This is a genomic window from Phaeacidiphilus oryzae TH49 (genome assembly GCF_000744815.1).
GTDB classification, from domain to species: Bacteria; Actinomycetota; Actinomycetes; order Streptomycetales; family Streptomycetaceae; genus Phaeacidiphilus; species Phaeacidiphilus oryzae.
Window position 1 is genome coordinate 4,376,410 of sequence record NZ_JQMQ01000005.1, and the last position, 12,054, is coordinate 4,388,463.

A 12,054-nucleotide genomic window follows, 5' to 3' on the forward strand; every position below is an offset into this window, starting at 1 on the left:
CACCATGAGCCGACATGGCCAACCAACCGCAGCAGCTCCCCACCGGTGGTCCCCGTAGCCGCCCGGCGTCCTGGGCGCCGGCGCCCGTGCTGCGCAGACTCCCGGGCCTGCTGGCCGTCCTGCCGCCGCTGCTGAAGGGCGCGTTCGACGGGGCGGCAGCGGCGCTCGGGGGCCTCGCGCTGCTCTTCGCGCCGGTGTATGTGCTCTGGATCATCAGTCCCGATCTCTCCGGCGGAGCCGGCTCGGTGCTGAGGACGGCCACCTGCCTCTGGTTCTACGGGCACGGCGCCGCCCTCTGGCGGACCGGCGTCGACGGCGCCCCGGTCCCGGTGGGCGTGACCCCGCTGCTCCTCAGCGCGCTCTTCGCGGTGCTGCTGCGGCGGGCCGCGGTACGCGCGGACGCGCGCGGCAGGGCGCCGGCCGCCGCCGCGCTGGCACCGGCCGCCGGCTACCTCGCCGTCGGGCTCCTCGCCCGGGCCGCATGGGTGACGGGCGGTCAGGGCGGGCTGTCGGTACGGGGCATGACGGGCGCGGGCTGGCTGGTGGCCTGGGTGGCCGTACTGGTCGGCGGCCCGCAGCTGCGCCGGCTGCGCGGGCCGCTGCTCGACCGGGCGGCCCGCTGGGGCTGGTACCGCCGGGTCGGCGGTGACGGCCGCGTGGAGGCGTGCGCCGAATGTCTGCGCGACGCCGTGCGCGCCGCCTGCGCCGGAGCGCTGGCGCTGCTCGCGGCGGGCGCGGCGGTGTGGCTGGTGGCCGTGCTGGCCCACCTCGGCGGCGGGGGGCGGATCGCCGGGCACCTCGCGCCGGATCTCTCCGGACGGCTGGCGCTGCTGCTCCTCTGCGCGCTCTTCGCGCCGAACGCGGCGGTGGCCGGTTCGGCGGCGGCGGTCGGCGCCGGGTTCCAGGTGCCGGGCGGCGGACTGATCGCGTTCCCGCTGCTGGGCGCCGTGCCCGGCGGGAGGGTGGACGGCAGCGGCGGTCTCGGGCTGGTGCTGGGTCCCGATCTGGGGGCGGGCCTCGGATTCGTCCTCGGTCCTGCGACGCCGGCGGCGCTGGCCGCCGGGGTGGTGGTCGGGCTCTTCGCGCGCCGGGCGGGCCGGCTGCGCGCGGCCCTGGCCCGGGCGCTGCTCGCGGCGGCCGGAGTCGGCCTGCTGGCCGGGGCCGGCGCCTGGGCGGCCGGGGGCGCCCTGGGGGTGAGCGCCCTCGCCTGGGTGGGGCCTCCGCCGCTTGCCACCGGGCTGTGCGCGGCGATGTGGACGGTGCTCGCCGGGGTGCCCGCGACGGTGGTCGCGCGGGGCGGACTGCGGGCGCTCGATCCGTCCTGGCTGCTGCGCCGTGAGACATGGGCGGGGATGCGGATCGGAAGCGGGTTCACATCCGCGTCCGGGGCGGGTGCCGGTTCCGATTCCGGGGCCGGTTCCGGTTCCGGGGCCGCCTTCCGGCTGCGGCTCGGGCTCCGTGAGCGGTTGACGCGGCGTCAGGAGGCGGGCGCGGTCGAGGCCGAGGGGCCGGGCGCGGCGGTGGGCGGCCCGGGTCCGGCGGCGGACGCGAAGGAAGAGCGGACGGCCGCGCGGCCCGCCCGGCCCGCGCGCGGATTCGACCCGACGCTGGGCGGAGCACTCGGGGGCGGCCTCGCCGACGAACTGGGCGCCGCGCTGGGTGACCTCGGTGGCCTGGGCGGCCTGGACGGTCTGGACGGTCTGGACGAGCTGGACGACGAGGACGCCCCGCCGCTGCGGGACGAGCGGACCTCGCGGCTGGGCGGCTGGCGGACCGCCCTGCGGGATCAGGCCTGGCGCCTCGGCTCCCGGCCGCGCCGCTGAGGTCTCACTCGGCCGACGAGGCGGCCTGGGCGAAGTAGGGGCGCAGCGGCTGCGGCAGCAGGCTGGTGCAGCCGCTCCTGGTCTGCTGGGTCAGGGCGTCCTGGACGCAGTCGAAGTACGGCTTGTACGCGAGGTGGACGGTGAAGTAGCCGCCGACCATCACCAGGCCGAGGAGCGCGGCGAGCAGTCCGGCCATCGCCGCCGGGGCCTGCGGCTTCACCGGCGGGGCGGGCATCGGCTGCCAGCCGGGCCGCGCCACGGGGTACGGCGGGCGCTGCTGCTGGGCCTGGGGCTGGGCCTGGGCCTGGGGCTGGGCCGGGGCCTGGGGCCGGCCGGGCTGCCCGGTGCCGGGCTGGGGCGGGACCCGGGCGCCGCCCTGCGCCGCCTGGTCCGGCTTGGCCTCGCCGTCCTTGCGCGGCGCGTTCGGCGCCCCACGCAGCGCGCTGACGCTCCAGTAGAGGGCGAGCGCGGCCAGCAGCAGGGTCAGGTACGGCACCCCGAGGATGAAGAAGAAGACCCCCCACATGCCGCTGAACAGCGCGTACCGGGCCCGGCGCTGGGCCGGGTCGGTGGGGTCGAAGGACGGCTGCGGGCCCCGCGGGGGGTACTGGCCGGGGCCGCCGGGGCGCTGGCCCTGACCGGGGCCCAGCTTGCCGCCCTGCCAGCCGGGCGACCAGGGGTGCGGCGGCGGCACCGGAGGGCGGTTGGGGTGCCGGCGCGGGGGCGTCCCGGTGCCGCCCGCGCCCGGTCGTCCGCCGCGCGCCGGTCGTCCGCCGCGCGAGCCTCCGTCTGTGCCTGTGCCTGTGCCCCTGCCCGGGCCTCCACCCGTACCGGAGGGGCGTGGTGACGGGCCGTCAGGGCCTCCAGAGGATCCCGAGGACCCCGAACCGGCCGCGGAGCCGTCCTCGTCCGCGGACTGGGTGCTCACCGGGTGGCGCGGCTGCCAGGGGCGGACGGGGGCGTCCTTGGCCGGCGGGGCGAACGGGTCCTGCCGCCGCTCCTCCGACCACACCACGCCGCCGAGCCCGCCGAAGGCGCCGAGCCCGCCGACGGCGCCGGGCGCGAGCACGGGCCGCGGCAGCAACGGCGGGCGGCCGGCCCCTGGGACCCGGGCCTCGCGCCCACCCCCGTCGGCTGGTGCGCCGGAGGCGGTGCGGAGGGGGCGTCCGGTCCCTCGGGAGACTGCCGTCTGACCGCTGATCATCGTGTCTGCCGCACTCCCACGTCCATCGCCGGCCCGCCAGGACCGTTCCGTCACGACCATTCCCGCCGCGTCGGGACCACCTTCTCACCCTCCGCCACGCGTGCGGGGCCCGGCCTCCCGGTGCGCCGCCGGTATCGTTGCTTACGGCCGGGGAGCCCGCATCGTTCCCGGAGGCTCCCGCGAACCGCTCTCCGGCGGGCTCTGCCCGCCGGCTCTCCGCGTCGCAGTGCAGCGCGCGTAGATTGCCGAAGCGGGTGCCGGTATGTCGGAATGTGCGCGAACAGTCGAGTGGTCGCGGGGTTCCCGCGCCCTGTCGCGAAGGATCGGGAAACATCTTGAGCGAAAGCGACGTGAGCGGCGCGAGCAGCACGAGCGCCCAGGCCACGGCGGGCTATCCGGCCGTCCGACCGGGGCCCGCCCGGATCGTGGTGCTGGTCTCCGGCTCCGGAACCAACCTCCAGGCGCTGCTGGACGCCTGCGCCGACGAGGGCTACGGCGCGCGGGTGGTGGCGGTCGGCGCGGACCGGGACGGGATCGCGGGCCTGGAGCGCGCCGAGCGCGCCGGCGTGCCCACCTTCGTCCACCGGCTCAAGGACTTCACCGAACGCGCCGACTGGGACCGGGCGCTGCTCGACTCGGTGACCTCGTACCGGCCCGACCTGGTGGTCACCGCGGGCTTCATGAAGATCCTCGGACTGCCGTTCATCGACCGGTTCCACGGGCGGATCGTCAACACCCACCCCGCCCTGCTGCCCGCCTTCCCCGGCGCCCACGGAGTCCGGGACGCCCTCGCGTACGGGGCGAAGGTCACCGGCTGCACGGTCCACCTGGTCGACGGAGGGGTGGACACCGGGCCGGTGCTCGCCCAGGGGACGGTCGAGGTGACCGACGCCGACCACGAGGACGGCGGCGAGGCGCTGCACGAGCGGATCAAGGGCGTCGAACGGCGCCTGCTGGTGGACGTCGTGGGCCGGCTGGCCCGGGAGGGCCACCGGGTCGAGGGACGCCGGGTGCTGCTGCCCTACCGGCCCTCCGGCGAGGAACTGCCGTCCGGCGAGGACCGGCCCTCCGGCGAGAACCCGCCCTCCGGCGAAGGCGCCTGACGGGCCGTCAGTGCCGTGAATGAGTTTTCCGACAGCTTCAACTGCATCGAGGGAAGAGCGGAATGAGCCCCGACGACAACCGACGTGACGAGAACCGACGCCCGATCCGCCGCGCGCTGGTCAGCGTCTACGACAAGACCGGTCTGGAAGAGCTGGCCAAGGGCCTCCACGAGGCCGGGGTCGAGCTCGTCTCGACCGGCTCCACCGCCGCCCGGATCGCCGGCGCCGGCGTCCCGGTCACCAAGGTCGAGGAGCTGACCGGCTTCCCCGAGTGCCTGGACGGCCGGGTCAAGACCCTCCACCCGCGGGTGCACGCCGGGATCCTCGCCGATCTGCGGCTGGAGGCCCACCGGGCGCAGCTGGAGGAGCTCGGCGTGGCGCCGTTCGAGCTGGTGGTGGTCAACCTCTACCCGTTCCAGCAGACCGTGGACTCCGGGGCCGGCCCCGACGAGTGCGTCGAGCAGATCGACATCGGCGGCCCGAGCATGGTCCGCGCCGCCGCCAAGAACCACCCCTCGGTGGCCGTGGTGACCTCGCCCGAGCGGTACGGGGACGTGCTGGCCGCGGTGTCCGCGGGCGGCTTCGACCTGGCCGCGCGGAAGCGGCTGGCCGCCGAGGCCTTCGCCCACACCGCCGCCTACGACGTGGCGGTGGCCGGCTGGTTCGCCCGCGACTACGCGCCGGCGGACGACGCGGCCTTCCCCGAGTTCCTGGGCTCGACCTTCACCCGGCAGTCGGTGCTCCGCTACGGCGAGAACCCGCACCAGGCCGCCGCGCTGTACAGCGACGGCTCCCACTCCGGTCTGGCGGCGGCCGAGCAGCTGCACGGCAAGGAGATGTCCTACAACAACTACCAGGACACCGACGCCGCCCGGCGGGCCGCCTACGACCACGCCGAGCCCTGCGTGGCGATCATCAAGCACGCCAACCCGTGCGGGATCGCGATCGCGGTCGAGGGCGAGACCATCGCCGACGCCCACCGCAAGGCGCACGCCTGCGACCCGGTCTCCGCCTTCGGCGGGGTCATCGCGGTCAACCGGCCGGTCTCCAAGGAGATGGCCGAGCAGGTCGCGGAGATCTTCACCGAGGTGATCGTCGCCCCGGCGTACGAGGACGGCGCGGTCGAGGCGCTGCAGCGCAAGAAGAACATCCGGATCCTGGTCGCCCCCGGCGAGCCGTGCAACCGGATCGAGTACCGCCAGGTGAGCGGCGGGCTGCTAACCCAGCAGGTGGACCGGGTCGACGCGGACGGCGACGACCCGGCGAACTGGACGCTGGCGACCGGCGAGGCGCTGCCCGCCGAGGAGCTGAAGTCGCTCGCCTTCGCCTGGAAGGCCTGCCGGGCCGTCAAGTCCAACGCGATCCTGCTGGCCAAGGACGGCGCCTCGGTCGGCGTCGGAATGGGCCAGGTCAACCGGGTCGACTCGGCGAAGCTCGCGGTCGAGCGGGCGGGGGAGCGGGCGGCCGGCTCGTTCGCCGCCTCGGACGCGTTCTTCCCGTTCCCGGACGGTCTCGAGGTGCTGATCGCGGCCGGCGTGAAGGCGGTCGTCCAGCCGGGCGGCTCGGTCCGCGACGAACTGGTCGTCGAGGCCGCCGAGAAGGCCGGGCTGACCATGTACTTCACCGGTACCCGGCACTTCTTCCACTGACCGGGGCCGGAAGGCCGGAAGACGCGGGAAACCGCGGAAGACGCGGGAAACGCGGCGGGCGCGGCCGAAGGGCCGCGCCCGCCGCGCTGTCCGTCCGCTGACGCCGGGTCAGCGGGTGCGGACCACCACCGCGCCGGTGATCTTGTCGGCGAAGGTCTGCTTCTTGGCGTCCCAGATCGGCCACAGGTAGCCGAGGTAGCAGGCGATCCCGTCCACGAAGTGGCAGATCTTCCGGCCTATCGCCAGGCCGAAGCCGAGCGGCTGGGCGGTGGTCTCCTTGACCACCATGATGCCGAGGGCCTTCTTGCCCGGGGTCTGGCCGGTGGTGCCCTCGCGGTAGCACATCAGCAGGAAGGCGGCGAGGCCGAGGATCCCGCCGATGACCATCATGATCAGACCGCCCGGCGAGCTGCCGGAGCAGGTGGTCTGGAAGGTGTTCGGGTCGGTGGTGCAGCTCTGCGCGGAGGCCGCCATCACCGAGCCGATGATGTAGAAGATGACCGGCACGATGCCGAACACCAGGCTGTCCAGCAGGTAGGCGCCGACCTGCAGGCCCCAGTGGCCGTACTCGCCGGACGGCGCGGCCTGGCCGGGCGCCGGCGGCGCCGGGTAGCCGCCCGGGGTGCCGTAGCCGCCGTTGCCCGCGTAGGCGTTCGGGTCCGGGTAGCCGGGGGCGCCGGCCTGCTGCTGGGGGTAGCCGTAGCCGGGCTGGGCGCCGGCCTGCGGGGGCTGCTGCGGGTAGCCGTACGCGGGCTGACCGGCCGGCGGCTGGCCGGGCGACGCATAGGGGTTGGCGCCCTGCGGGGGCTGCTGGGGCTGCTGGGGTTGGCCGTAGGGGTTGTTCGGGCCGGGCGGGTAGCTCATCTTCTGTCTTTCTGTGTGTGCCGGGATCTGACGGTGTTCGGACGGGCCCGGTGTTCCCCGCCCCGGGAGGGCGTCGGCACGCCCGGTGCGGGCGCGGGGGGTGCACCGGTGGGGTCGTCACCAGAGGAAGTCGTATCGGTGCAGCTGCCACAGCCAGGAGAGGGCGGCCGCGGTGATCAGCACGGCGGTGCGCCGCCTGGACGGGAGCGCGCGCCAGCGCTCGCCGAGGCCCAGCGGGGCGCACAGCAGGGCGACCGCGGCCACGGCGGTCACCGGGTTGGCGGCGAGGGCGGCGAGCGGGTGGCCGCCGCCGAGCTCGGTGAAGACGGTGGTGCTGCCGCAGACCGGGCAGGGGACCCCGGTCAGGCGGCGCAGCGGGCACAGGACGCCCGGGTCGTGCCAGGCGTGGAGGGCCGCCGCGGCGGCGGCGACGGCGGAGCCGAGCGCGGCCCGGGCCGCGACCTCACGCCAGCCGCCGCGGGTCTGACGGCCCATCAGGCCGAGCAGCCCCGGTCTGGCGGGTACGTCGATGTTCACCGGCCCCCGGACCCCCGACCCTCTGTTCCCCCGACTAGCGCCTCCCGCGGCGGGCGCCGCGTCCGTGGGGTTTCCGTGCGGAACCACTGGTGCGGTTCGCACAGGATGCGCACCGCTGGAGGTCTGTTGCGGGGTCCATCGTTCCGGTGCGTGTTCCCCCGTGTCCAGTGAGTTGGCGGGGGAGAAGGGAACTGTTCCGATTCCGCAACCGAAACGTTCCTGAGGCGGGGGCTTTCGCCTCCGGCGCCCGCCATCCGGGAGGATGTACCCATGACCGCCCAGATTCTCGACGGCAAGGCCACCGCGGCCGCCATCAAGTCCGAACTCAGCGTCCGCATCGAAGCCCTCAAGGCCAAGGGGATCACCCCGGGTCTCGGCACCGTCCTGGTCGGCGACGACCCCGGCAGCCACTCGTACGTCCGCGGCAAGCACCGCGACTGCGCGCAGGTCGGTCTGGCCAGCATCCGGCGCGAGCTGCCCGCCGACGCCACCCAGGAGCAGGTCGAGGACGTCGTCCGGGAGCTCAACGAGAACCCGGAGTGCACCGGCTACATCGTCCAGCTGCCGCTGCCGAGGCACCTGGACGAGAAGCGGGTGCTGGAGCTGATCGACCCGGCCAAGGACGCGGACGGGCTGCACCCGATGAACCTCGGCCGGCTGGTGCTCGGCGTGGACGCGCCGCTGCCCTGCACCCCGAACGGCATCCTGGAGCTGCTGCGCCGGCACGGCGTCGAGGTCAAGGGCGCCGACGTGGTCGTGGTCGGCCGCGGCATCACGGTCGGGCGGTCGATCGGCCTGCTGCTCACCCGCCGCACCGAGAACGCCACCGTCACCACCTGCCACACCGGCACCCGCGACCTCTCCGCCCACCTGCGCCGGGCGGACATCATCGTCGCGGCGGCGGGCGTGACGCACATCGTCAAGCCTGAGGACGTGAAGCCGGGGGCGGCGGTGCTGGACGTCGGCGTCAGCCGGGACGCGGAGGGCAAGCTGGTCGGGGACGTCGACCCGGCGGTCGCCGAGGTGGCCGGCTGGATCTCGCCGAACCCGGGCGGGGTCGGCCCGATGACCCGGGCCATGCTGCTCTCCAACGTGGTCGAGGCCGCCGAGCGCGCCGCCGCCGGCTGAGCCGGCGACCGGGGGCGCGACGCAGGAACGACGGGGAACGACGTAGGAACGACGAGGGAACGACGGAAGGGAGAGGGCCGGCGATGGCATCACCCGCTCGAAGCCCGCGCAGCAGGCGCCGCCCGGTGAAGACCGTCGGCACCTATCCGCCCGAGGGCTCGCACGCCGCCCTCGGGCGCGGCCACTCGGTCCCGGTGCGGCAGTGGCCGATAGTCGCCGTGCTGCTGGTGGTGGCGATCGGCCTGGCGGTCACCGCACTGGGATCGTTCCGGGCCGGGGTGCTCACGATCGGGGTCGGCATGCTCCTGGGGGCGGGGCTGCGCTGCTGGCTCCCGGACGTCGGGCTGCTCGCGGTGCGCAGCCGGTACACCGACGTGGCCCTGATGGGCGTGGTGGGGGTGGCGATCGTGCTGCTGGCGCTGGCCGCGCAGCCGAATCCGGTCATCCAGTGGTCGATACTCCGCGACCTCTCCGGCTGGCTGGGCCGCAGCAACTGAGGCCGCCCCGCGGCGCCCGGGGAGACGGGCGGGCGCGGGGCGGCGGTCTGCGGCGGCCGGTACGGACCGGCCGCGCGGCCGGCTGCGGCCGGCTGCGGTCAGCTGCGGGCCAGGTGGCGCCGCATGCGGTGGTGGCGGGCGTGGTGGCGGACGTGGTGCCGCAGGTGGTGGTGGGCCGCCGGGTGGTGGGCGAACCGGTGGACCGGGACGGTCCAGGTGTAGGACGCCGTGCTCACCCGCGCCGGCGCGGCCGCCGGGTGCTCGTACGGCCGGACGTGGAGACGCGGAGCGAGGTGCTGCCGGGCGGCGACGGCATGGTGCCGGACGGCGGCGGCGTGCGGCCGGACGGCGGCGGCGTGCGGCCTGACGGCGGCAGCGTGCGGCCGGACGGCCGCGGTGTGCGGCCGGGCGAGGACGCGGTGCGGCCTGGCGACGAGGTGGTGGCGGCGGGCGTGCTGGAGCCGCCGGCCGTGGCGGGCGTGGCGCGAATGGCGGGCGGCGTGCGGCCGATGGGCCGGGCGCGCGTGGTGGACGGCCTTGGCGTGGTGCGGGGCGGCCGCCGGGCGGGTGGCCGGCTCCGGGCGCTCCTCGAGCACGTACACCTTCACCGTGTAGGTGTGCTCGGCGAGGACCATCGCCGTCCGCGGGGGGACGGGTACCGCCCGCGGGCAGGCGGCGGACGCGGCGGGCGCCGCTCCGAGCAGCAGGCCGATGCCGGCCCCGGCGGTGGCCGCGACCACGGCGAGGCGCTTGCGAACTGACATGGTGTGAGTCGTCCTCTCGTGAACCAGGTTCTCCCCGGTCGTTCCGTTCGCCACGAGAGTTGCCCCTGCTCCCGGGAATGGGTACGCAATACCCGTCATCTGGGACGACCTGGGTCGAGTCGGGCATCCCACCTGCGGGGACGTCCCGCGGGGCGGAGGAGGACGGGACGGGGATGGGACATGGGCGGCTGGCGTCCGCTGCCGGGGGACCTGCCACCGGACCTGCGGCGGCTGGTCGAGCAGCTGCGGCTGCTCAAGGACCGCACCGGGCTCAGCCTGGTGGCGCTCTCCGAGCGCACCGCGTGCAGCAAGTCGGCCTGGCAGCGCTACCTCAACGGGACCAAGCTGCCGCCGCGCTCGGCGGTGGAGGCGCTCGGCCGGGTGGCGGGGGCGGACGCGCCCCGGCTGCTGGCGCTGTGGGCGCTGGCGGAGCGGGACTGGATCGCCCGGGAGGGTGAGTTCGCGGAACTGACGGAGTGTCAGGCTGTCCAGGGGGCGCCCGGCCCCGCACACGCGCCCGCCGCTCGGGTGCCCGCCGTCCGGGCCGTGGGCCCGGGGTGGGGGCGGCGAAGGGGGTGTCGGTCGCGGCCGTCGTCGCGGCGGCGGTCGGCGCCGGCGCCTGGCTCGCGGTGGACGGCCTCGGAGCGGCGTCGGCCGGGCAGGCGGCACAGGGGGCCGGGCTGCGGGCCGTCGTCGCCTCCTCGCCGGCCCCGGGCCAGGGCGGCGGCGGAGCCGGGACGGCCTCGGTCGACCGGCAGCTGCGCGGGGCGCCCGGGCCGATCGCCCCGGTCTGCTCCGGACCGGCCTGCCAGGGGCTCAACCCGCGGACCACCGGCTGCGACCGCGGAGCGCACACCATCGGCTCGGTCACGGTGGACGGGCTCAGCCTGGAACTGCGCTTCAGCCCCCGCTGCCGGGCCGCCTGGGCCCAGGCGGAGGGAGGGCCGGGGGCCCGGCTGCGGGAGGTCGCCGTCGCCTCCGAGGACGGCAGGCTGCTCGCCGAGCCGCTCGGCCCGCATGCCGCGCCCGGCCGGGCCGCGCCCTCCGCCGGGCTCAGTCCGATGCTGAGCGCCGCGGATCCGGCGGCGGTGGAGGCGTGTGCGCTGGTGGACGACGTGGAGGCGTGCGCGGGGGCGGCCGACCACGGCGGCGCGCCCGGCCGCTTCGGCTATCTCCCACCCGGCTGACCGGCGGGGCCGGACGGAGGGGGCGGGTCCGGTACTACTGCCCGGGGGTATGGCCCGCAACGCCCGTGGGACGGTAGGACATAGAGCACACTGGGCCGACGCTCCGACGAACACCGGGCTGGGATAGCCTGACTGCGATCTCTCGAAGTCAAGAGATCGATCAGGGACCGGCACCCCGGAAGGCGGCGCGCTCCCGGCCGGTCGTACCTGACCACCACCAGGCAACGCAGGAGAAGTCACAGATGACCCGGACTCCCGGCACTCCCGTCAACGTAACCGTCACCGGTGCGGCCGGCCAGATCGGTTACGCGCTGCTCTTCCGCATCGCTTCCGGTCAGCTGCTGGGCGCGGACACGCCGGTCAAGCTGCGCCTGCTGGAGATCCCGCAGGCGGTGAAGGCCGCCGAGGGCACCGCGATGGAGCTGGACGACTGCGCGTTCCCGCTCCTCCAGGGGATCGAGATCAGCGACGACCCGAACGTGGCCTTCGACGGCGCGAACGTCGCCCTGCTGGTCGGCGCCCGCCCGCGGACCAAGGGGATGGAGCGCGGGGACCTCCTGGAGGCCAACGGCGGCATCTTCAAGCCGCAGGGCAAGGCCATCAACGACCACGCCGCCGACGACATCCGCGTCCTGGTGGTCGGCAACCCGGCCAACACCAACGCGCTGATCGCCCGTGCCGCCGCGCCGGACGTCCCGGCCGACCGCTTCACCGCGATGACCCGCCTCGACCACAACCGCGCGCTGACCCAGCTGGCGAAGAAGGCCGGCGTCTCGGTCACCGAGATCAAGAAGCTGACCATCTGGGGCAACCACTCGGCGACCCAGTACCCCGACATCTTCCACGCGGAGATCGCCGGGAAGAACGCGGCCGAGGTCGTCAACGACGAGAAGTGGCTGGCCGAGGACTTCATCCCGACCGTCGCCAAGCGCGGTGCGGCGATCATCGAGGCCCGCGGCGCCTCCTCCGCGGCCTCCGCGGCGAACGCCGCCATCGACCACGTGTACACCTGGACCAACGGCACCGCCGCCGGCGACTGGACCTCGATGGGCGTCGTCTCCGACGGCTCCTACGGGGTGCCGGAGGGCCTGATCTCCTCCTTCCCGGTCACCACCCGGGACGGCAAGTGGGAGATCGTCCAGGGTCTGGACATCAACGAGTTCTCGCGCGGGCGGATCGACGCGTCCGTCAACGAGCTGGCGGAGGAGCGCGAGGCGGTGCGGGGCCTCGGCCTCATCTGATCGCGCAGTTCTCCTCTGGTCGCAGTCCTCTTCCCGCGCCCCTGAGTTCCGGCCCCC

The 12,054-nt window shown here is 75.4% G+C and carries 11 protein-coding genes and 1 pseudogene; 8 read left to right on the top strand and 4 right to left on the bottom strand.

Annotated elements, in window-relative coordinates; all coding sequences use genetic code 11:
- The first annotated feature begins 14 nt into the window (after nucleotides 1–14).
- A complete protein-coding gene (locus BS73_RS38325) occupies nucleotides 15–1,823 on the top strand; it encodes a cell division protein PerM (RefSeq protein ID WP_037575501.1) in 1,809 nt (602 codons plus the stop codon).
- A 4-nt stretch (nucleotides 1,824–1,827) separates the two neighbouring features.
- On the opposite strand, the gene BS73_RS23245 is transcribed toward BS73_RS38325, so the two are convergent.
- Nucleotides 1,828–2,517 (bottom strand): hypothetical protein, encoded by a 690-nt coding sequence (locus BS73_RS23245; protein ID WP_037575503.1) that lies wholly within the window; start codon nucleotides 2,515–2,517, stop codon nucleotides 1,828–1,830.
- A gap of 935 nt (nucleotides 2,518–3,452) precedes the next feature.
- On the opposite strand from BS73_RS23245, the gene purN reads away from it, so the two are divergent.
- Nucleotides 3,453–4,130: a phosphoribosylglycinamide formyltransferase gene (gene purN / locus BS73_RS23250; protein WP_084704842.1), complete on the top strand. Its 678-nt coding sequence runs from the start codon at nucleotides 3,453–3,455 to the stop codon at nucleotides 4,128–4,130.
- Between the two features lie 62 nt (nucleotides 4,131–4,192).
- Complete coding sequence (purH, locus tag BS73_RS23255; RefSeq protein WP_037575505.1) at nucleotides 4,193–5,779, top strand: bifunctional phosphoribosylaminoimidazolecarboxamide formyltransferase/IMP cyclohydrolase; 1,587 nt, start codon at nucleotides 4,193–4,195, stop codon at nucleotides 5,777–5,779.
- A gap of 108 nt (nucleotides 5,780–5,887) precedes the next feature.
- Here purH and BS73_RS23260 read toward each other — a convergent pair whose 3' ends face one another.
- Nucleotides 5,888–6,643, bottom strand: a complete 756-nt coding sequence (locus BS73_RS23260) for an RDD family protein (RefSeq protein WP_037575507.1) — start codon at nucleotides 6,641–6,643, stop codon at nucleotides 5,888–5,890.
- A gap of 117 nt (nucleotides 6,644–6,760) precedes the next feature.
- Nucleotides 6,761–7,180, bottom strand: coding sequence for a DUF2752 domain-containing protein (locus BS73_RS34965; RefSeq protein WP_037575509.1), 420 nt, complete (start codon nucleotides 7,178–7,180; stop codon nucleotides 6,761–6,763).
- A 270-nt stretch (nucleotides 7,181–7,450) separates the two neighbouring features.
- Between BS73_RS34965 and BS73_RS23270 the strand changes: the two genes are divergently transcribed.
- Nucleotides 7,451–8,308: a bifunctional methylenetetrahydrofolate dehydrogenase/methenyltetrahydrofolate cyclohydrolase gene (locus tag BS73_RS23270; protein ID WP_037575510.1), complete on the top strand. Its 858-nt coding sequence runs from the start codon at nucleotides 7,451–7,453 to the stop codon at nucleotides 8,306–8,308.
- Between the two features lie 83 nt (nucleotides 8,309–8,391).
- Nucleotides 8,392–8,805 carry a DUF3017 domain-containing protein gene (locus BS73_RS23275; protein ID WP_037575512.1) on the top strand — a complete coding sequence of 138 codons (414 nt, stop codon included), beginning with the start codon at nucleotides 8,392–8,394 and terminating at the stop codon, nucleotides 8,803–8,805.
- 98 nt (nucleotides 8,806–8,903) lie between these two features.
- On the opposite strand, the gene BS73_RS23280 is transcribed toward BS73_RS23275, so the two are convergent.
- Nucleotides 8,904–9,569: a hypothetical protein gene (locus tag BS73_RS23280; protein WP_152617692.1), complete on the bottom strand. Its 666-nt coding sequence runs from the start codon at nucleotides 9,567–9,569 to the stop codon at nucleotides 8,904–8,906.
- A 180-nt stretch (nucleotides 9,570–9,749) separates the two neighbouring features.
- Between BS73_RS23280 and BS73_RS36480 the strand changes: the two are divergent.
- The 3 genes and pseudogenes from BS73_RS36480 to BS73_RS23290 all read left to right on the top strand — a co-directional run.
- Nucleotides 9,750–9,917, top strand: a pseudogene (locus BS73_RS36480) (helix-turn-helix domain-containing protein); the annotation flags it as partial.
- Between the two features lie 227 nt (nucleotides 9,918–10,144).
- Nucleotides 10,145–10,756 (top strand): DUF2690 domain-containing protein, encoded by a 612-nt coding sequence (locus BS73_RS23285; RefSeq protein WP_037575516.1) that lies wholly within the window; start codon nucleotides 10,145–10,147, stop codon nucleotides 10,754–10,756.
- A gap of 242 nt (nucleotides 10,757–10,998) precedes the next feature.
- A complete protein-coding gene (locus BS73_RS23290) occupies nucleotides 10,999–11,997 on the top strand; it encodes a malate dehydrogenase (RefSeq protein WP_037575518.1) in 999 nt (332 codons plus the stop codon).
- The last annotated feature ends 57 nt before the right edge of the window (nucleotides 11,998–12,054 follow it).

Bases quoted from the DNA above. Each gene is read 5' to 3' on its own strand.
- BS73_RS38325 (WP_037575501.1), top strand. From the start codon at position 15: ATGGCCAACCAACCGCAGCAGCTCCCCACCGGTGGTCCCCGTAGCCGC.
- purH (WP_037575505.1), top strand. From the start codon at position 4,193: ATGAGCCCCGACGACAACCGACGTGACGAGAACCGACGCCCGATCCGC.
- BS73_RS23260 (WP_037575507.1), bottom strand. From the start codon at position 6,643: ATGAGCTACCCGCCCGGCCCGAACAACCCCTACGGCCAACCCCAGCAG.
- BS73_RS23270 (WP_037575510.1), top strand. From the start codon at position 7,451: ATGACCGCCCAGATTCTCGACGGCAAGGCCACCGCGGCCGCCATCAAG.
- BS73_RS23275 (WP_037575512.1), top strand. From the start codon at position 8,392: ATGGCATCACCCGCTCGAAGCCCGCGCAGCAGGCGCCGCCCGGTGAAG.
- BS73_RS23280 (WP_152617692.1), bottom strand. From the start codon at position 9,569: ATGTCAGTTCGCAAGCGCCTCGCCGTGGTCGCGGCCACCGCCGGGGCC.
- BS73_RS23290 (WP_037575518.1), top strand. From the start codon at position 10,999: ATGACCCGGACTCCCGGCACTCCCGTCAACGTAACCGTCACCGGTGCG.